This is a genomic window from Effusibacillus dendaii, assembly GCF_015097055.1.
GTDB classification, from domain to species: domain Bacteria; phylum Bacillota; class Bacilli; order Tumebacillales; family Effusibacillaceae; genus Effusibacillus; species Effusibacillus dendaii.
The window spans coordinates 1,438,447-1,456,615 of record NZ_AP023366.1 but is presented as its reverse complement, the minus strand read 5'-3'; the positions used below and the strand labels follow the sequence as shown (position 1 = coordinate 1,456,615).

Annotated in this window: 20 protein-coding genes, 1 pseudogene and 1 riboswitch; of the genes and pseudogenes, 12 read left to right on the top strand and 9 right to left on the bottom strand. The window is 48.9% G+C overall.

Going from position 1 to position 18,169, the window contains the following annotated elements:
- Window positions 1–62: 62 nt before the first annotated feature.
- A complete protein-coding gene (thpR, locus tag skT53_RS07895) occupies window positions 63–623 on the top strand; it encodes an RNA 2',3'-cyclic phosphodiesterase (protein WP_200760551.1) in 561 nt (186 codons plus the stop codon).
- Window positions 624–644: 21 nt separating this feature from the next.
- Here thpR and skT53_RS07890 read toward each other — a convergent pair whose 3' ends face one another.
- The 3 genes from skT53_RS07890 to pabB form a co-directional block, all read right to left on the bottom strand.
- Entirely contained in the window at window positions 645–1,610 is a 966-nt protein-coding gene (locus skT53_RS07890; protein ID WP_200760550.1) for an MBL fold metallo-hydrolase, read from the bottom strand.
- Window positions 1,611–1,615: 5 nt separating this feature from the next.
- A complete protein-coding gene (ftsW, locus tag skT53_RS07885) occupies window positions 1,616–2,734 on the bottom strand; it encodes a putative lipid II flippase FtsW (RefSeq protein WP_200760549.1) in 1,119 nt (372 codons plus the stop codon).
- 88 nt (window positions 2,735–2,822) lie between these two features.
- Entirely contained in the window at window positions 2,823–4,538 is a 1,716-nt protein-coding gene (gene pabB, locus skT53_RS07880) for an aminodeoxychorismate synthase component I (protein WP_200760548.1), read from the bottom strand.
- 188 nt (window positions 4,539–4,726) lie between these two features.
- Here pabB and skT53_RS07875 point away from each other — a divergent pair, with 188 nt between their 5' ends.
- From skT53_RS07875 to skT53_RS07850, 6 genes are all read left to right on the top strand, one after another.
- Window positions 4,727–5,887 carry an FtsW/RodA/SpoVE family cell cycle protein gene (locus skT53_RS07875; protein WP_200760547.1) on the top strand — a complete coding sequence of 387 codons (1,161 nt, stop codon included), beginning with the start codon at window positions 4,727–4,729 and terminating at the stop codon, window positions 5,885–5,887.
- A 54-nt stretch (window positions 5,888–5,941) separates the two neighbouring features.
- Entirely contained in the window at window positions 5,942–7,108 is a 1,167-nt protein-coding gene (locus tag skT53_RS07870) for a pyridoxal phosphate-dependent aminotransferase (protein WP_200760546.1), read from the top strand.
- Between the two features lie 43 nt (window positions 7,109–7,151).
- Window positions 7,152–7,301, top strand: a riboswitch (SAM riboswitch).
- Window positions 7,302–7,625: 324 nt separating this feature from the next.
- The gene (locus skT53_RS07865; RefSeq protein ID WP_200760545.1) at window positions 7,626–8,855 is read left to right on the top strand and encodes a 2,3-diketo-5-methylthiopentyl-1-phosphate enolase; all 1,230 of its coding nucleotides are present in this window, start codon (window positions 7,626–7,628) and stop codon (window positions 8,853–8,855) included.
- A 34-nt stretch (window positions 8,856–8,889) separates the two neighbouring features.
- Window positions 8,890–9,546, top strand: a complete 657-nt coding sequence (locus tag skT53_RS07860) for a 2-hydroxy-3-keto-5-methylthiopentenyl-1-phosphate phosphatase (RefSeq protein WP_226375429.1) — start codon at window positions 8,890–8,892, stop codon at window positions 9,544–9,546.
- Entirely contained in the window at window positions 9,543–10,223 is a 681-nt protein-coding gene (locus skT53_RS07855) for a methylthioribulose 1-phosphate dehydratase (protein WP_200760544.1), read from the top strand. Before skT53_RS07860 ends, skT53_RS07855 begins: the two co-directional genes overlap by 4 nt.
- A 42-nt stretch (window positions 10,224–10,265) precedes the next feature.
- Window positions 10,266–10,796 carry a 1,2-dihydroxy-3-keto-5-methylthiopentene dioxygenase gene (locus skT53_RS07850; protein WP_200760543.1) on the top strand — a complete coding sequence of 177 codons (531 nt, stop codon included), beginning with the start codon at window positions 10,266–10,268 and terminating at the stop codon, window positions 10,794–10,796.
- Between the two features lie 213 nt (window positions 10,797–11,009).
- On the opposite strand, the pseudogene skT53_RS07845 reads toward skT53_RS07850, so the two are convergent.
- A pseudogene (locus skT53_RS07845) lies at window positions 11,010–11,675 on the bottom strand (methyl-accepting chemotaxis protein); the annotation flags it as partial.
- Between the two features lie 25 nt (window positions 11,676–11,700).
- Here skT53_RS07845 and skT53_RS07840 point away from each other — a divergent pair.
- Complete coding sequence (locus skT53_RS07840; protein WP_200760541.1) at window positions 11,701–12,063, top strand: hypothetical protein; 363 nt, start codon at window positions 11,701–11,703, stop codon at window positions 12,061–12,063.
- Between the two features lie 221 nt (window positions 12,064–12,284).
- On the opposite strand, the gene skT53_RS07835 is transcribed toward skT53_RS07840, so the two are convergent.
- A complete protein-coding gene (locus skT53_RS07835; RefSeq protein WP_200760540.1) occupies window positions 12,285–12,479 on the bottom strand; it encodes a hypothetical protein in 195 nt (64 codons plus the stop codon).
- A 97-nt stretch (window positions 12,480–12,576) separates the two neighbouring features.
- On the bottom strand, window positions 12,577–13,374 hold the full coding sequence (gene lgt / locus skT53_RS07830; RefSeq protein WP_200760539.1) for a prolipoprotein diacylglyceryl transferase: 798 nt from the start codon (window positions 13,372–13,374) through the stop codon (window positions 12,577–12,579).
- 431 nt (window positions 13,375–13,805) lie between these two features.
- Here lgt and skT53_RS07825 point away from each other — a divergent pair, with 431 nt between their 5' ends.
- On the top strand, window positions 13,806–14,396 hold the full coding sequence (locus skT53_RS07825; protein WP_200760538.1) for a DUF1802 family protein: 591 nt from the start codon (window positions 13,806–13,808) through the stop codon (window positions 14,394–14,396).
- A gap of 88 nt (window positions 14,397–14,484) precedes the next feature.
- Here skT53_RS07825 and skT53_RS07820 read toward each other — a convergent pair whose 3' ends face one another.
- From skT53_RS07820 to skT53_RS07810, 3 genes are read right to left on the bottom strand one after another with little or no spacing between them, the layout of a single operon-like run.
- Window positions 14,485–14,781, bottom strand: coding sequence for an antibiotic biosynthesis monooxygenase family protein (locus skT53_RS07820; protein ID WP_200760537.1), 297 nt, complete (start codon window positions 14,779–14,781; stop codon window positions 14,485–14,487).
- A 43-nt stretch (window positions 14,782–14,824) separates the two neighbouring features.
- A complete protein-coding gene (locus skT53_RS07815; protein WP_200760536.1) occupies window positions 14,825–15,019 on the bottom strand; it encodes a hypothetical protein in 195 nt (64 codons plus the stop codon).
- 38 nt (window positions 15,020–15,057) lie between these two features.
- Entirely contained in the window at window positions 15,058–15,492 is a 435-nt protein-coding gene (locus skT53_RS07810) for a Dps family protein (RefSeq protein ID WP_200760535.1), read from the bottom strand.
- Between the two features lie 103 nt (window positions 15,493–15,595).
- On the opposite strand from skT53_RS07810, the gene skT53_RS07805 reads away from it, so the two are divergent.
- From skT53_RS07805 to dapF, 3 genes are read left to right on the top strand one after another with little or no spacing between them, the layout of a single operon-like run.
- Complete coding sequence (locus skT53_RS07805) at window positions 15,596–15,958, top strand: arsenate reductase family protein (protein WP_200760534.1); 363 nt, start codon at window positions 15,596–15,598, stop codon at window positions 15,956–15,958.
- On the top strand, window positions 15,955–17,253 hold the full coding sequence (locus skT53_RS07800; RefSeq protein ID WP_200760533.1) for a M16 family metallopeptidase: 1,299 nt from the start codon (window positions 15,955–15,957) through the stop codon (window positions 17,251–17,253). Before skT53_RS07805 ends, skT53_RS07800 begins: the two co-directional genes overlap by 4 nt.
- 52 nt (window positions 17,254–17,305) lie before the next feature.
- Entirely contained in the window at window positions 17,306–18,157 is an 852-nt protein-coding gene (dapF, locus tag skT53_RS07795; RefSeq protein WP_200760532.1) for a diaminopimelate epimerase, read from the top strand.
- Window positions 18,158–18,169 lie beyond the last annotated feature (12 nt).

The following is an 18,169-nucleotide window of genomic DNA, read 5'->3' as shown; positions in this document are numbered from 1 at the left end:
AACGGGTGTTTAGCCCATGATTGCAACAAACTATATAAAGAAGCTGAATAGGTGGGTTATGCATGAGACGTTTTTTTGTAGGTGTCAAAATTCCGGATGCGATGGGAGAGGCATTATTGCAATTGGAAGCTGTTTTGCAGTCCCACGTACAGGCCAAAAGATGGTATGGAGTCGATCAGTTCCATATTACCACGAACTTTCTCGGGGAATTGACTGACTCCGACCTGCAAAATACGATACGCCTGCTCGATCAAACAGCGTCCGATCATGAATCGTTTCACTTATCCCTGAGCGGGGTCGGCGCTTTTCCGCGTGCCCGTGTAGTATGGTGCGGGGTTGGTGGAGAAACAGATCGTTTAGTGCGGCTGTATGACAGATTGCGGGAGGCTTTTCGCCCGTTAGCGGCAGACCGGTTTGCCAAGCCCGTTTTTACGCCGCATATCAGTTTGGCTCGAACAGGCGATCTTTCATCATTCCGGCCGGAAACTGTAGATGTGGAGCAGTTGCTTATGCAATGCGAGTGGACGGTGGACCAGGTATGTCTGTTTGAATCGCTGCTCCACCCGGACGGCGCCCGCTATCCGGTCATCCATTCAGTAAATTTAAAACAGCGAACCGGGTAATCGATCCGCTGCATCAGAAGTTTAGCTATTGGACTTCTTTTTCAGTTCCCGTTCCAGCGAGTAGATGAGTCCTTGCGCATTGAAACGCGACTCCATCTCAAACGGTTTCAGGTTGTCTGTCGGGTATCCTTGTTCCGCCAGATCCTGTCCAATGTACTCTAATAACTTCTCCGCCAGAATCTCCACTCCGCCGCCTGAATTGAAGCAGGAACGAGCGATATCGTCAAAAGCGGCGACCGTTTTTTGTGTGCGTTCAAAAGCGAATTCAGCCGGTTCGGTTACGCCGAAATGGCCGTGATAAATTCGTCTTGCTCCCAGTTTTTGCAGCTTTTCGACCGATGCGAAAACGGCTGCCCGATCAAATTCGGAAGGCGTCGTGGAAGGAAAAATCGTCTCAAAATCGTAGCCGGTAAACTGTTTGACATACCGGATGCCGACCGTATCGCCTGTGAAGATCCCTTCTGAGACCGGATCATAGATTGAAAAATGGTGGTTGGCGTGACCTGGCGTATCGTAAAAGGAGAGAATCCGTCCGCCGCCCAGATCCAGCGTATCGCCTTCGCTGCGAATCATGACCCGTTCTTCCGGAATCGGCTCAATTGGTCCAAACAGTGTATCCAGCATATCGCCGTACACGGCTCGGGCACCGACGATAAGACGGCTGGGATCGATCAGATGACGGGCTCCGCGCGGATGCACAACCACGGTTGCATTCGGGAAGTTTGGCAGGATATATCCGGCGCCGCCAGAATGGTCAAGATGGATATGAGTGACGATAATGTACTCGACCTGTTCCGGTTTGATGTTCAGTTTTTCCAAGCCTGCCAGTATGTACGGAGCGGAGAGAGAAGAACCGGTTTCGACCAAAGCGATTTTTTCCGCTTCGATTACATAACCGCCGGTGCGGCCCTGTAAATCTCTCTCCATCAGGTCGATGATGGTGATTCCGTGGTCGAGCGGGTGTAAAATCGGAGTTACATTCTGCATGTTTTTCATCTCCTTTTTTCAGATTCTTCTATGGTATATCGTGACAAGTTTAGCAGTATGCCCATCGAGGCCAGTTTCACCAAGAGGGCGGTGCCGCCGTAAGTGATGAACGGCAGCGGAATGCCCGCAACCGGAAAGGCGCCGGTCACCATGGCAATGTTGACGACTACCGGTATTCCTATTGTGGCAGTAATTCCCATGGCAAGCAAGGCGCCAAATCGATCCGGCAATAGGGTGCAGATCCGAAATGCACGCCAAATCAGCACAGCAAACAAAATAATCAGCAGAATGCCGCCTATCGTACCCCATTCTTCCGTAAAAATCGCAAAAATAAAATCTGTGTGAGGTTCCGGCAAATACAGGAACTTTTCCACACTGCGCCCGAGTCCCTTGCCGACCCATCCCCCGGAAGCGATGGCATACAGGGAATGAACTTGCTGAAACCCATCTCCTAACGCGTTCTGCTGGGAAAATGGATCAAGAAAGGAGAAAATCCGCGCCCTCCGATAATCGGAAGAAAAAATAAACAGAATGGCGAGACTGGCAACGGGCAGCGCAACGCCCATAAGGTGACGAACCGGCACCCCGGCGCCAAACAGCAGAACAAACGCGACCACAACCGGCAGGGCGGCCGTATCCATGTCAGGTTCAAGCAGGATCAGACCGGAAAAGAAGCCGGCAATCGCCATGACAGGAACCACTGTTTTTTTGAAGTTGTTTACAACATCCTGTTTCTTGGTCAACAGATGAGACAGATAAATGACCAGCGTCAAGACGGCAATCTCAGACGGCTGTATGGTGTTGGAACCGATATAGATCCAGCGGTGCGCACCGTTAACGCCAGGAAACAGAAACACCATCAGGAGCATTACAAACGAGAGCGGAATCAGCAGTTTGAGCGGTTTTCGCAAGCGCCAAAAAGGCAGATTCATAATGACCAGCATAATAATCAATCCGACGAAAGCCCATATACATTGCCTTACAAAAAAATAGTTGGGTGGTTTGTCTAACTCCTGATAGGCCCAAATGATACTCGCGCTGTAGATGCTTAGCAGGCCGATGCTGACAAGCAGGAGGGTGACGATCAGGATCACGAAGTCTGGGCGATGACGTGGTAAATTCATCCATATCCCTCCAAGCAAAAAACTTCTGTCCCAAACTAATTCGACACAAAGCAGAGATCCCCTTTCAGAGTAAAGCGATTCAACGGTTTTATTTCACTATATAAACGGGCACCCATTCTCTGACACTATTGATAAACCAGATTCGTTCCGCAAGTTTTAAGTCTTCAAGCTTTAAGACTTGTTCGGCAATTTTCCCATTCTCGATCAAATATTGGCGAAATGTTCCAGCCAGAAGCCCGCTTTCAAGACGAGGAGTTAACTTTTTACCGCCAATTTCCAAAACGACGTTGCCAAAGGTAAATTCTGTGATTTCCCCTTCCTCGTTCCACAAAAGAATGTCAAAAACGCCCGGGTTTTCTGTCCGGTGTCTGTCATAAAGCGTCCGGAAAGTCGTCTTGTGACACAAAAAGCGGTTGAATCTGGAAACAGGATCTTTGGCGATTCGAATTGGCAAAGAATAGGCAGGAGATTCGCTTAACGGAACGCTTTCTATATGTGTTCCGCCGTTGTTGGAAACCAACAGGCGAACACGGCGAGTCTCACCCTGATGCAAATCGGCATGCTGCCGCAATGCATCCAACACTTCTTTTTCATCAATAGGAATTCCAAAGTATGCAGCCGATTTTTGCAGGCGGTTGAGATGGTGATGTAACAAAAAATAGCGGTCGTTGTTTAATTTCATTGTCTCGAGCAGCTCAAACTCCGTCTGTGGTTCTTTTAGCAGAGCGGTTTTCAGAATGGCTTCTTCATATTCGCCGTCAGCGGTCGAATCCCATGTTACGCCGCCGCCTGCACCGAATTCCGCAAGTCCCGTTTGCATATCCAGCAGCACTGTCCGGATGGCGACGTTGAAAATCATCTCTCCACTCGGTTTTATCAGTCCAATCGTTCCGCAATAAATATCCCGCGGACAATCTTCCAGTTCGGCGATCCATTCCATTGTTTTGGCTTTTGGCGCTCCTGTGATAGAGCCGCATGGAAAAAGAGATTTAAAAATGTCTGTAATTGAAACATCCTGCCGCAGCTTTCCTTCGATTTGGGAAACCATCTGAAACACCGTCGGGTATTTTTCTATCGCAAACAGTTCACTTACTGAAACGGTGCCTGTTTCCGCAATCTTCCCCAAATCACTCCTGAGCAAATCCGCAATCATGACATTTTCTGCCCGGTTTTTTTCGGATTTGGCAAGCCATTCCGCCTGGGTTTGATCCTCTTCCAACCATCTCCCGCGTTTCGAGGTTCCCTTCATCGGCTTTACCTTGATGTTTCCGTTTTCCACTTTAAAGAAAAGTTCGGGTGAAGCCGAGAGAATCCGGTAACGCCCAAGATTGAGATAGGCGGAATAGTTTCCCTGTTGAAATTTGCGCAAATGGCTGTAAAAAGCAACATCCGATCCTGTAAACCGGGAGCGAAGCCTGATCGTGTAGTTAACTTGGTAGGTTTCACCGTTGGAAATCGCATTTTTGATGGCGGCAATATGTTGGATATACTCCTTTTCACCTATTGAAGGCACCCACTCGGAAAGCGTGAATTCTTTGTCAGTAATCGAAAATTCGTCTGCTGACGGTTCCTTGAACAAGCCGAACCAAAGCAAAGGAATCCGGTTTCCATTTTTTACAGTAAGTTTTGGATCAAATGCCGGCGCTGCCTCGTAGGCAATATAGCCCACTGCATAAAAACCCTGGTTAATGGCTTCCTGAACTTGATTCAAACAAGGAATGACTTCTTCCAACGTATTGGCAACCCATATTTCTTGCGGATTTTTGAAGATCATGCGCTCATTTTCGAAATCCAATACAAACATATGTATCCCCCTGACACAGTTCCAATCGAATTTTCTCAAAAAAGCGCTGGTAAAGTAAAGGACAATCTGCCGTTTGGAAACGGTATTTTTTCAAAAATCCCCCACAACAAAATGGATGTCGATTCGTATATAATAGTGTCATATGTGTCATAGAGCGATAGGGATGAATTGGGAAAGCAGGTGAGATTGTGGTCAGTTTTGACTGGTTGAAGCGACATGCGAGAGATTTTGACTTTATTATGCTATTGGTCCTGATCGCGATATCAGTCATCAGCTTCCTGGCAGTTTATTCGGCGACAATTCCCCGATCCGGGTTGGAAGATTACTATAAAAAGCAAATCATTTGGCAAGCGCTAGGTTTTGCGATCTTCTTTGCTCTCGTATTGACCGATTATCGGATTTTTGATAACAGTCGGTTTTCCTGGATCTGTTACGGGGTTACAATGGTTCTGTTGGTAGCGGTGCTGTTTTTTCCAGCGATTAACGGACAGAAGAGCTGGATTCAATTGCCTGGTTTTCAGCTTCAGCCATCTGAGCTTGCAAAGTTGGTCGCGATTATTGGAATGGCTTCCTATATGTCAAAGATGAACGAAAGGGAAGAATCGCTTACGTGGAGAAATTTTGTCCGAATTACCGCTATTTGGCTGCTGCCGTTCTTGCTCATTATGGTAGAACCAGATTTGGGACAAGGACTGGTCATGATCGGGCTTTATTGCGCGATGATGATTCTGGTGTTGAAACGCAAATGGTTATGGGTTTTTGGAGGTCTGGGCGGGGCGCTGGTTGCCGCCTATTTTTCGGCGATTACCATTTTTCAACCCTATTATTTAAAATTTGTTCATTTGCTGCCGCTGAAAGAGTATCAAAAGGCACGGTTTGTGGTGGTCATCGATCCGAAATCGGCGGGTGACTGGGGATATCAAGTTTATCAGGCGATTATTGCGATCGGCAATGGCGGGCTGCCTGGCAGAGGTTTGCTGGCGGGGTCGCAAACGCAGGGAGCATTCGTGCCGGAACAGCAAACCGATATGATTTTTTCGGCGATCGGGGAGGATTTTGGATTCATCGGGACCTCGACTTTAATTATTCTATTCTTTATTCTCCTGCAGCGGATGATGAAGATTGCCAGTACGGCGACCGATTCGTTTGGCACCTATATTATTGTCGGCGCGATGGGGATGTTTGGATTCCAGATTTTCGAGAATATCGGTATGAACCTGGCGCTGATGCCTGCGACCGGGATTACGCTGCCGTTTGTTTCCTATGGGGGGACTTCCCTGCTAACTAACTTCATGTTGATTGGAATTGTTCAGTCGATTGCGATTCGAAGGAGAAAGTTGCGGTTTTGAGTTTTATGATTTAAGATTTGGATCTTGGACGGTTTGTGGAAGGATGGGGTGCAAATGTTGGTACAGCCAGCGGAACGGCTGAAACGGCTGCCGGAACAGTTCTTTTCGAAATTGACGCGAAAAGCGGCTTCCTATGTAGCAGAGGGTTATGACGTGATTAATCTGGGGCAGGGCAATCCTGATTTGCCGACACCTGCCCATATTGTGGAATCCATGCGGGAAGCGGTACTCGATCCAAAAACGCACCGCTATTCGCCGTTTTCCGGGCTGCTCGAACTGAAAGAGGCAGTTGCCGACTGGTATAGAATGGAATGCGACGTTTCGCTTGAACCGGAGACAGAAGTGGCTATCTTGTTTGGCGGAAAAGTCGGCTTGGTTGAGATTAGTCAATGTTTGTTAAACAAAGGCGACGTATGTCTGGTTCCCGATCCCGGTTACCCGGATTATTGGTCAGGCGTGGCGATGAGCGGCGGTGAAATGGTGATGATGCCGCTTTTGCGGGAAAACGATTTTCTGCCCGATTATTCCAGTCTGCCGGACGATGTGCTGCGGCGGGCAAAATTGATGTTTTTAAACTATCCGAGCAACCCCACGTCTGCAACCGCACCGGAATCGTTTTTTCAGGAAACGGTGGCGTTGGCGGAGAAACACCAGATTGTAGTGGCACACGATTATGCGTACGGGGCGATCGGCTTTGACGGTTTGAAACCGGTGTCGTTCCTGCAGGCGCCGGGTGCAAAAGAAGTTGGGGTCGAATTTTACACGATGTCCAAAACATACAATATGGCCGGCTGGCGGGTAGGCTTTGCAGTTGGCAATAAAGAGATTATCTCGTTGCTCAATCTGATCCAGGACCATTACTTTGTGTCTTTGTTTCCGGCCATCCAGCGGGCATCGATCACGGCATTGCGTTCTTCGCAGGACTGTGTAAGAGAATTGGTGAACGTGTATCAGCGTCGGCGTAATGTATTTATCGGCGGACTGCGCGAGCTCGGTTGGGACGTGATAGAGCCGAAAGGTTCTTTCTTTACCTGGATTCCGATTCCGAATGGCATGAGTTCGATCGAATTTGCCGATCTGGCACTGGAACGGGCGTATGTGGTGGTAGCCCCCGGTATTGGATTTGGCAAAAGCGGCGAGGGATATGTGCGCGTAGGACTTTTGGATTCGGAAGAACGCCTGCGGGAAGCTGTTGAGCGGTTGGGGAAGATCGTATATTGATTCCTGCCGTTTTCTATTGTACATTTAAAATTAAAATAAAAAACTCTTATCACGAGCAGGCTGAGGGACTGGCCCGATGAAGCCCGGCAACCGGACATATTTTGGCGACGGATCGGCAGCAACTGGAATTCCGTTAGACAGGGTGTCCACGGTGCTAACTCCTGCAGAATCGTTTGGTTCTGAGAGATGAGAGGCGCGATAACGACTAGCGATACGCCTCTTTTCAAAGGATAGAGGCGTTTTTGTTTCACTGTCGGAAAGTATAACTTTGAAGCGTGCGATAGTATAGAGGAAGGCCGACTATAAGCGCGACATCCGTGTCGGTCGACGAAAACGCAACGTCCATGTTGCATCGTCGACACCAGACCATCCATGGTCGTCGCAACGTCGGCATCAGCGCATCCATGCGCAAGACAACGAGGCTTTCGCCTACACCAAAGGCTTGGCGAAAGCCAAGTTTTCTTTAGGGTGCGGAGCGGCGAATGCTTTATCAGTTTGCCAGAAAGGGGAGGTTGTTATGGGGGATTGGGTGTCTGACGATTATGTAATGGCTTCTTATCTGGTGCACCAGCAGGCGGGCGATTTTTATAAAAAAGCGCAGGGGATTGCGGTGGGACTTACAGTCGGTTCCTGGACGGATCTGCCTGCTGAACGGCAAGAACAGATGAAAAAACACCTCGGGCAGGTGGTATCTGTCGAAGAGCTGGGGGAAGACGAGGCGGGGAATCGAAAGGCGATTTTGCAAATCGGGTACCCGGTATGCAACTTTACGGCTGAAATTCCCGCGTTGTTGACTACTGTATTCGGCAAGCTGTCGATGGACGGGATGATCAAGCTGGTCGATCTGCAGTTTCCGGAATCGTTTGTAAAACAGTTTCCGGGACCGAAATACGGCATCGAAGGAATCCGGCAGCGGTTAGGTGTATATGACCGGCCGCTGTTAATGTCGATTTTCAAATCGTGCATCGGCTACGAGACGAAAACATTGGCGGAACTGTTTTATCAGCAGGCGATCGGCGGCGTTGATCTTGTGAAAGATGATGAAATTTTCTTTGATGATACGTATGCCCCGTTTGAGCGACGAATCGAAGCGTGTGCGAAAGAGGCGGAAAGGGCTTACTCTGTTACGGGCAAAAAGGTGTTGTATGCGGCCAATTTGACCGGACCGGTTACGGAAATCGTGGAAAAAGCGAAACGGGCTGTTGAGGCAGGCGCCAGTGCCCTTCTGTTGAATGTGTTGGCATATGGATATGATGTGTTGCACAGATTGGCGGGAGATCCGGCCGTTACAGTTCCGATCATGGCGCATCCCGCCTTGTCGGGTGCTGTGTATCCAGCGCCACAGTACGGTATACGAGCCAGCGTTCTGCTGGGGAAACTGATGCGAATGGCAGGGGCTGATTTTGTGCTGTATCCTTCCGCCTATGGTTCGGTTGCCATGGAACGCACAGAGACGTTGGCGATTGCAGACGAATTGCGCATGGATGCGTTTGCCCTCAAACGGTCGTTCCCTGTCCCTTCCGCAGGGATTCATCCTGCGTTGGTGCCGCAGCTGTATGAGGATCTCGGAAATGATCAAATCGTCAACGCGGGTGGCGGCATTCACGGGCATCCGGACGGATCGGCAGCCGGCGGGCGGGCGTTTGTGGCAGCGATTGAAGCGGTCCTAAAAGGCCGAACACTTGCTGAAGCAGCAACCGAAAGTGATGAACTGGCGAAGGCACTCCAGTTGTGGGGAGGCAAGTAAATTGGGAGATGGCAATCAGATTTTTAGCAAGCAAATGGTCGTTTTTTGTGACTTTGACGGGACGATTACCGAACGAGATATGATCATTTCCGTAATGGAGCGGTTTGCACCGGATGGATGGGAATTAACGAAGGACGATATTTTATCGCAACGAATTTCGGTGCAGGAAGGGGTTGGCAGACTGTTTTCCATGATTCCCTCCGGCCAGCGGGATGAACTGGTTGCATATGCAAAACAGACGGCAAGAATCCGTGAAGGATTTGGCGAGTTTGTCGAATATTGCCGTGGAAATAATGTGGAACTGTTGGTGACAAGCGGCGGCATCGATTTTTTTGTGGAGCCGATTTTGGCACCTTACCAAATCTCGCAAATCTACTGCAATCAAGCAGACTTTTCGGATGAGACGATTCGCATTTTGTGGCCGCATGATTGTGACGACAAATGTGACGGGGGTTGCGGGATGTGTAAACCTTCGGTTATGCGAAAGTATCCGGCCGATCGATTTACACGCCTTGTGATTGGGGACAGTATCACCGATCTGAAAGCGGCGAGACAGGCCGATTTTGTGATTGCACGTTCCTTTTTGCTGGACAGGTGCAGAGAAGAAGGACTCACGCTTGCGCCGTTTACCGATTTTGGGGACGTTAAAGCATGCATTGAACGATTGTTGCAATTGGGGGTGTCCGCATGACAGACTATCAATTCTATCAGGAAGACCGGATTCAAATTGCGAGGCAATTAAAAGAGATTGCGGACAATTTTACGCAAAAAGGGTGGCTGCCGGCGACGGCGGGCAATCTGTCGATTAAACTGAGCGACGATCCGTTGGTTTTCGGTGTGACCGCGAGCGGCAAAGATAAGGAAAGTTTGCAACTGGACGATATTTTGGCGGTTGATCAGGAGTGCAAACCGATCGAACCAACCCGGCTGCGCCCGTCTGCCGAGACCCTTATTCACTCGAAAATCTATCAGTTAACAGACGCAGGATCAGTACTGCATGTACACACGGTATATAACAACCTGATTTCAGAGCTGTACTTCCACGAAGGGAACGTTACGTTGTCCCAGATGGAGCTTATCAAGGGCCTGGGTATATGGGAAGAGGGGGCCGTTATCGAAGTTCCAATCATTGAGAACTTTGCGGACATTCCCAGATTGGCAGATGAAATTGGTAACCGATTGGACCCACGGGTTCCTGGTGTGCTGATCCGCAAACATGGCATTTACGCATGGGGGCGAACTCCGTTTGAAGCGAAACGTCATGTGGAAGCTCTTGAGTTTTTGTTTCACTATCAGTTTTTGTGGGTATCGGTAACAAGAAACGGTTCGTTGCCGCTGGCGGTTCCGCCAATTGCGACTGCGCTGTAAATTATCTATTAAATAAATTCATATTCTGGGGAGGAAAATCGTATGGCACAAATTCGTTTTCACGAAACAAATGAAAGAATTGAAAATCCGGATGCAGTCGAGGCCTATCTGGAAGAGCAAGGCATTATCTATGAAAAATGGGATATTTCCCGGCTGCAGGGCAATCTCAAGGAAGAGTACGCGCTGACGGACGAACAGAAATCAGAAATTCTTGCGTTGTTTAAACCGGAAGTCGATGCGCTGTCAGCCAAAAGAGGATATAAGTCGGCCGACATTGTGGTGTTGTCTGATAAAACTCCCAATTTGGATCAACTGCTTGACATGTTCAAGAAAGAGCATCATCACAGTGAGGACGAAGTCCGCTTCATCGTAGACGGTCACGGCATCTTCGCGATCAAAGGTCCGAAAGACGGCGTGTTCTTTGATGTAGAACTGGAAGCGGGCGACCTGATTTCTGTACCGAACGGCACCCGTCACTGGTTTACCCTGATGGATGACCGCAAGGTGAAGGCGATCCGGATTTTCGAATCGACCGAAGGCTGGGCGGCGATCTTTGAGGAGCAGACGGCGTAAGGGGAAAGTGAATAGCTAAGAAACATCATCAAAGCGGACGCAGCTCTAAAATCAAACGGTACAGTTTGATGAAAGCAGCAGTCCGCTCTGGTGGGTTTAAATTAAACAACTCAGTTACAACTCGTTACAAAGTAAATGAAAACGCAGTGACACCTATAACCGAGACAAATTACAACTCATCATGAGAGAAGGTGTGCATTCTGTCTGATACGCCTATACCTTAAATTTCATTACAATTTTCTGAAGTTCCTCTGCCATTTGCGCCAGTGCATTTGCTGAAGCAGTGATTTCTTCCATTGTGGCCAGTTGTTCTTCCGATGCCGCTGAAACATTCTGTGCACCCGCTGCGGTAGATTCTGTGATTTCGGAAATCGTATCTATTGATTTAATTACTTGTTGTGAGTTTGTAGACATTTGCTTTGATGCGGCGGATACTTCTTGCATCTGGGAACTAACATCTGTAATAGAGTGTCCAATCTGTTCAAACGATTCCCCAGCCAAGTTAACGGCTGTGATACCTTCCGATACTTCCTTTGTGCCTCTTTCCATCGATTCAACGGCTTTATTCGTTTCTTCTTGAATTGTTGCAATTAATTCAGAGATTTGTTGTGCCGAGATAGATGATTGTTCGGCAAGTTTGCGTACTTCATCAGCCACCACTGCAAATCCACGACCGTGCTCTCCCGCACGTGCAGCCTCAATGGCAGCGTTAAGTGCCAGAAGATTGGTTTGGGAAGCAATACTGGTAATTGCCTCTACAATTTGCCCAATCTCTTGAGAGCGTTCTCCAAGCCCCGTGATAACCTTGGCCAATCCACTTACAGTATTTTGAATCGAGTTCATTTGACTGATTGCGGTTCGGATTGCCTGGTTGCCTTCTTCTACCCAAAGTATTACAAAACTTGTGTTTTCGGGAGACATTGGATCTGCCGGCCAGGCTATTGTATGTGATCCTGAGAAGATCGAAGAAGCGGATTATGTCTTTGTTGAGTCAACTTACGGCAATCGCCTTCACCCGCCTGTTGCGGAGCGCAGTGAACAACTTCTTGCCATAATTCGAGCGGCACAAAAGGATAACGGATTGGTGATTATTCCCGCGTTTGTGTTCTTTTTGATCGTATGGATCATCCGATTCCTTGAACGGATTTCGACACGCAGCAACAAAATTCAAGTGACAACTGGACAAAACGATGTATGGGTGGTTGATCCAGACAGGAATAAGATTTCAGTCTATCGCCTGAATCCGGAAACAAATCAAATTGAATAAGTGGCGAATCGCAGTTTATAACAGGGTGTGCGGGCTGTACTCAGAAGATCGTATTTTCTCCATATAAACCAGGGTCAAGTTGGCTCCTATGGGAACCGTCTTGAACTAGCGATATCCCAATTTTTGATAGAGAGTGATGTTTTTCCCGCTTCTGGAGATTGAGAAATGCCCTGACTTTGTTCCGTCACGGGCATTTTAGTTATGCAATTTACTTATAAAACTTAGGCACGATAGTCAATCTTTTGCCCTTTTCCGGTGTCGATATCGGGACCTTTTCCCGTATCGATATCGCCGTCGTGATCGGGATCGACATTTTGAACGGCATGCTGTTGCTGCTGAGCGTTTTGAGCTTGATGAACTTGCGGCTGTCTGTAAATAGCGGCTGCCGAATAACCGGTTGCTCCTGATACGTTCATCGTGTAGCCCTCCTTCCATATGTTTCATATTGCCTTACTCTTTTAGTATAGGGACGGATGATGAGAAATAAATGAGAATGAAATTAAAATTGTGTATTTAAGTTTCGCTGACATCGGAAGCAGGTTCTTCCCGGCGAGCCGGTTTCACCTTTAAATACACCATTAGAATCAGCGCCAACGCAATCACCGCCAAGCTTGTCCATTGGGCGGCTGTCATGCCAAGCGTGCGGGGGGAGTCGCCGCGCAGGAATTCAAGTAAGAAGCGACCCGCCGAGTAAAGAATATTGTAAAACAGAAAAAGATAGCCGGTGGGAAGCTTTCGCTGTTTCAAAAACAGCAGCAGCGCAAAAACCACCATATCCCACTGCCCTTCCCACACTTCAGCAGGAAATAAAGGTTGAGAACCGTACGTATCATAGGCGAATGTCCCGGGGGGATAGACAAGCCCATAATTTCCCCCGGTCGGAGAGCCGAACGCGTCTCCGTTCATCAGACAGGCGGCTCTGCCGATTCCCTGCCCAAAAATAATGCCCGGCGCCATTACATCCGCTAAATCCCAAAACGGTACCCTGTATCTCCAGGTATATAAGAGGCCAGCGGCAAATCCGCCGACCAGTCCGCCTTGAATCGACATTCCCCCATGCCAGAGGGCAATGATCTCGGCCGGATGCTGGGAATAATAGCCCCAATCGAAAAACAGCACCTGCCATACGCGGGCCCCAATGATGGCGCCGAGAATTGTATAAAAAGCGATGCCGGATATATGCGCTTCGTATTTTCCTTCCCGCCGCGCGAAGTAAGTGGCGACACCAATCCCCAGCAAAATGGAGATGGCCACGATTAGACCGTAGGAACGGACAGGAAAGTCTCCGATATAAAATAAGATTGGTCTCATTTGAGTTCCGTCCTTTTCAGGTATTTGAATGTCTTGAACTTTCTCTGCAAAGATTTTACCATAAGATTGCAGAGGGTTCTTGTGAATTTTCCATTTTTTTTTTCGGGAGGGGTTGCCATGCGGGTGCATGTGGAAGAACAAGCGGTGGAATATATTAAACGGCGCAATTGGGCCATTCATCTTGAGCTCCCCACAAATACGGGAACGTGCTGAGGAAGTGTTCAATTTGCCCCGTCCGTGCGGCTGGGCGAACCTCGTTTCAAGCAGAACCTTTATGAGAAGCAAGAACAGGGTGAAATTACGGTTTATATACCGAAACGGATCAATCAAGAAAACTTGAGCATCGGATTAAATCGTTTTCTCGGTCTGCCTTATTTGGTGATTCGCGGCTGGCGACCGATCGGTATTTGAAGACAGGGGGCACGAAAGAAATGGAAGATCGGCAATCGGTCGCTCTGAAGGAATGGGCAGTAGCGATTCAAGCGCTGGAAGCGGGAAAACAAACCATTTTGCTGCGAAAAGGCGGCATACGCGAAGAAACGAGAGATTTTCAGTTAAAAGAAAAATCGTTTTATCTCTATCCCACATATGAGCATCAGAAAGCCGATCTGATACGTCCAGAGTATCAATCTGATCTGCAGGCTACGCTGCAAGGCTTTGATCCGGCGAAACAGGATCAGGTAACCATCCGGCTGTTTGCGGAGGTGGTAGAGGAATATCCGCTTTTGGACGAGCAGATTCTGGCGGAACTGGCGCCGTTTTATGTGTATACGAACGAGTATGCGGCGGAGCGGCTGCATTGGAAAAAGACGAAACCGCTGCATGTGCTTCTCATTCGTGCCTATCGTTTGGCAGAACCGGTGACGATTCCTGTTCTAAATCAGTATCTAGGGTGTTTTTCATGGATTTCGCTCGACCAATCGCTCTGCGATGTGGAACGCGTACCGGTGTTGCCGGATGAGCAGTTTGCGAAGCGGCGGGAACAGATCGGCCAGATTTTGCAAAAATCGGCTCGGTTATGAAGTGATCGTAACGAAAAACAAAAGACGCTTCCGGTGAGCGGTATCGTATGGCGGCTCGCCTCCGAAGCGTCTGTTTTAATTGCGAGCCTTATGTATGGTGAATCACTTGATAGGTTTCCAGTTTGGAACCGGTAGCCGTAGATCCGCTGGTTCGCCGTTCATCATGCGCACGACGGAATGCCTCACTTTGCGTCCAGGCGACAAACGCTTCTTTATTTTCCCATTTCGTGTAGACGATCTGTTTGTCCTCTTCGTTTGAATCGAGGAACATGAATTCCAGACAGCCAGGAACCTGTTTCATATTGTCGGCGCTTTTGCCGAACAGTTCGATCATTTTGGCTTTGCCTTCTTGTGGAACCTGCAAAACGTTAAATACTACGTACATGGATCGCACCTCCCGGATTTTAAGTATAGCAAAATTCGCAGTGTCAATCGATGGTATCATTTGACCAGCCCCAACTCTCGACGCGGCTGTTTTCATCCGTTTCGGACTGTGTCCGCATCAATTGCCGGGCTGACTGAAGAAGCTGAATCGCATTTTTCAGGTCGGGAGCGTCCTGCTGCAACAACAGGAGTGCTTCCTGAATCATTTCATGCGGGTGTTGCGGCTCCAATTCATTCATGCGTGAGCCTCCTCTTGTTGGCAATTATTGTGGGCAATCTATTTAAGAAACGCTCGTAACATCCAGACGTGTTTTTCCAGCTGGGAGTGAATCGCCAGCAGCATATCGGCCGTTGTTTCATCGTTTTGATTTTGCGCGATTTCCATTCCGTTTTTTAATTCCTGAATAATGACCGAGAAATCATTTGCTGTGGCTTTCACCATCTGTTCGGCCGTTTCATTGCCGTTTGCTTCCTTCACGCTGGCTGTTTCCAATGCTTCCCGCATGGTGGCGATCGGTTTGCCGCCCAACGCCAGCAGACGTTCGGCCAATTCGTCAATATGTGCAGCGGCTTCGTTGTACAGTTCCTCAAACTTCGCATGTAAAGTGAAAAATTGCGGCCCCTGCACATACCAGTGGAAATTGTGCAGCTTGATGTACAGTACGCTCCAGTTTGCGATTTGTTTGTTCAATACGTTTACTGTTTCAGACATTTTACATGCCCCCTTTGATTGATGGTACATTTATAGTATATCTTTTTTGTAAGAACTTACCATGAGCCAGCCTACATTTTATTTATGAAACGGAGGGGTTTTTATGCCACAGGTTCAGTTTATCCATTATCCAAAATGTTCAACATGCCGCAACGCGAAAAAATATATCGAAAGCAAAGGATTTCAGGTGCAGGAGCGACACATTGTGGACGAACCGCTAAACAAACAGGAACTGCGCGATCTGATTGCAAAAAGCGGTCTGGACATACGCAAATGGTTCAATACAAGCGGGCAAAAATACAGGGAATTGGGCCTTAAAGATAAAATCGGTTCGATGTCGGAAGATGAATTAATCACGCTGTTGGTCTCTGACGGTATGCTGGTCAAACGGCCTGTGATCAGATATGGAGATCGGGTAACGGTCGGTTTCAAACAGGAAGCGGTCGATCAGGTGCTGCAGGCATGAAAGGTGATTTTTCAATTAAAAGAACCGTTTGCAAGAACGGAATGGTGGTTTTGACGCAGCACACCCCCCATTTTAACGGAGCGGCGGCGCTCTTTCGGTTTGGAGCAGGCTCTTCGCAGGAAGAGGGCTCCGACGCATGGGGGACCGCCCATTTTTTAGAGCATATGGTGTTTCAGGGAACGAAGCAGAAAAATCATGATCGGTTGATGACCGATCTGGCAAGAGTCGGAGCTTCCGCCAATGCGGCAACCGGTTTTGACGCGACCGTTTATGAGCTGACGGCGCCAGCCGATACGTTGCCGCAGGCGCTGGACATTATGGGGGAGATGCTGAGCGGTTTTGCGCTCGACCCGGAGGCGGTTGCCCGCGAACGGGACATCATCCTGGAAGAATTGAGAATGACGCGGGACGATCCGGCTGCTTGGGGCGAAGATTGTTTGTACCATCTGGTATTGGGCGATTTTGGTCATCCAATTTTGGGGACGGAAGCTTCTTTGCCAAAATTGGATCGCAGCCGGTTGCGGAAATTTGCCGACGATTTTTACACGCCAGACAACCTGATCGTCTCGATCGTCGGAAATATCGATCAATCGGCTGTTTTGGACTCGGTAGAGCGCTGGTTTACAGACAAAAAACAAACAGAAGGACGGGCGGAGCGGCAGCGACTGGCAGACGGACGGGCGAAGGGCGGACAGCGAAACGGCGAGCAGGCAGGACCGGAAGTGTCAAAGGGTGGCCACCCGAAACGGTTGCATGTTTCAGATGAGAATGAACAGGAACACCTGTTGCTTGGATTTTCGGCCCCTGCACTGACTGATAAAGCGCTTCCTGTGCTGGATATTCTGTCGCTGATTCTGGGGGGAGACAGTTGGTCCCGGCTGTTTCGCAAAGTCCGTAACGAATTGGGGCTGGCCTATTCAGTGGGCGGCTTTTATTCCGGTTGGAAAGAGAGAGGCATTTACGGAATTCAGTCGGCCACTCATTCGGATCAGGCGGCGCAATTGCTGGCGGCAATCCGGCAGGAGATAGAGTCGATCCGAACCAATGTGACAGATGATGAGCTTGCATTGGCTAAAGCGACATTGAAGGCAAATTTGCTTTTTCAATCGGACCAGGTGATGTGGCGGGCGGAACGGATGATGCAGAATGAAGCGGTATTCGGGCGTGTGAGGGAACTCACGGAAGATGTGGAATCGATTGAAGCGGCCACCAGAGAGCAGGTCATTGACTTAGCCCGGTCGATGCTTGATGAGGAACAGGAGTCGATTGTCACGGTAGGCAAAGTGGAACTGTAAATCTTTTCGCGCAAGGCGTATAATGGGGATAGTTTTTCGGGCGGGTGATCGAATGGCACAGTTTAAATTTACGAAAATGCATGGCTTGGGCAATACGTACATATACGTGAATCTGTTTGAAGAAACGCTGCAAGAGGCGGAACTGGCATCGCTGGCGGTACAGGTCAGCAATGTCAACACAGGCATCGGATCTGACGGCATGATCCTGATCGGTCCTTCTGACAAGGCGGATTTTCGTATGCGGGTTTTTAACAATGATGGATCAGAAGCGAAAAACTGCGGAAACGGTTTGCGCTGTGTGGCCAAATATGTGTATGATCGCGGTTTGACTGATAAGAGAAACATTCAAATCGAAACGCTCGGCGGCAATGTGGAAGCGCAAATCCACTTGGGCACTGATGGCAAAACGGAATCGGTGACAGTCGATATGGGAATGCCGCGTTTAACCAAACAGGAAATCCCGATGTTGGGGAACCCTGACTCAAAAACGATTGAAGAAACGTTTACGTTTCACGGAATGCCGTTTGCGGTCACAGCCGTTTCGATGGGCAATCCGCACGCGGTGATTTTTGTCGATGATGCGGATGCGGTCGATGTGGAGAGGATTGGGCCGGTAATTGAATTTGATGAACGGTTTCCGGAACGGGTGAACGTCGAATTTATCGAGGTGGTCAGCCGAAACGAAATTATTTTCCGCGTCTGGGAGCGGGGTTCCGGCATTACCCAGGCATGTGGTACGGGTGCTTGCGCGGCGGTCGTGGCGGGCGTGCTGACGGAAAAAACAGATTGCAATGTGCTGGTTCATCTGCTTGGCGGCGATCTGCAGATTGAGTGGCGCGAAGACGGCCGTATTTATATGACAGGTCCGGCCAATTTTATATGTGATGGCATTTTTTACCGGTAAAATTGCGAAGAC

What these genes read in the sequence shown, in the direction of transcription:
- thpR (WP_200760551.1), top strand. Translation starts at nt 63, where the DNA reads ATGAGACGTTTTTTTGTAGGTGTCAAAATTCCGGATGCGATGGGAGAG.
- skT53_RS07890 (WP_200760550.1), bottom strand. Translation starts at nt 1,610, where the DNA reads ATGCAGAATGTAACTCCGATTTTACACCCGCTCGACCACGGAATCACC.
- ftsW (WP_200760549.1), bottom strand. Translation starts at nt 2,734, where the DNA reads ATGAATTTACCACGTCATCGCCCAGACTTCGTGATCCTGATCGTCACC.
- pabB (WP_200760548.1), bottom strand. Translation starts at nt 4,538, where the DNA reads ATGTTTGTATTGGATTTCGAAAATGAGCGCATGATCTTCAAAAATCCG.
- skT53_RS07870 (WP_200760546.1), top strand. Translation starts at nt 5,942, where the DNA reads ATGTTGGTACAGCCAGCGGAACGGCTGAAACGGCTGCCGGAACAGTTC.
- skT53_RS07865 (WP_200760545.1), top strand. Translation starts at nt 7,626, where the DNA reads ATGGGGGATTGGGTGTCTGACGATTATGTAATGGCTTCTTATCTGGTG.
- skT53_RS07860 (WP_226375429.1), top strand. Translation starts at nt 8,890, where the DNA reads ATGGTCGTTTTTTGTGACTTTGACGGGACGATTACCGAACGAGATATG.
- skT53_RS07855 (WP_200760544.1), top strand. Translation starts at nt 9,543, where the DNA reads ATGACAGACTATCAATTCTATCAGGAAGACCGGATTCAAATTGCGAGG.
- skT53_RS07850 (WP_200760543.1), top strand. Translation starts at nt 10,266, where the DNA reads ATGGCACAAATTCGTTTTCACGAAACAAATGAAAGAATTGAAAATCCG.
- skT53_RS07835 (WP_200760540.1), bottom strand. Translation starts at nt 12,479, where the DNA reads ATGAACGTATCAGGAGCAACCGGTTATTCGGCAGCCGCTATTTACAGA.
- lgt (WP_200760539.1), bottom strand. Translation starts at nt 13,374, where the DNA reads ATGAGACCAATCTTATTTTATATCGGAGACTTTCCTGTCCGTTCCTAC.
- skT53_RS07825 (WP_200760538.1), top strand. Translation starts at nt 13,806, where the DNA reads ATGGAAGATCGGCAATCGGTCGCTCTGAAGGAATGGGCAGTAGCGATT.
- skT53_RS07820 (WP_200760537.1), bottom strand. Translation starts at nt 14,781, where the DNA reads ATGTACGTAGTATTTAACGTTTTGCAGGTTCCACAAGAAGGCAAAGCC.
- skT53_RS07815 (WP_200760536.1), bottom strand. Translation starts at nt 15,019, where the DNA reads ATGAATGAATTGGAGCCGCAACACCCGCATGAAATGATTCAGGAAGCA.
- skT53_RS07810 (WP_200760535.1), bottom strand. Translation starts at nt 15,492, where the DNA reads ATGTCTGAAACAGTAAACGTATTGAACAAACAAATCGCAAACTGGAGC.
- skT53_RS07805 (WP_200760534.1), top strand. Translation starts at nt 15,596, where the DNA reads ATGCCACAGGTTCAGTTTATCCATTATCCAAAATGTTCAACATGCCGC.
- skT53_RS07800 (WP_200760533.1), top strand. Translation starts at nt 15,955, where the DNA reads ATGAAAGGTGATTTTTCAATTAAAAGAACCGTTTGCAAGAACGGAATG.
- dapF (WP_200760532.1), top strand. Translation starts at nt 17,306, where the DNA reads ATGGCACAGTTTAAATTTACGAAAATGCATGGCTTGGGCAATACGTAC.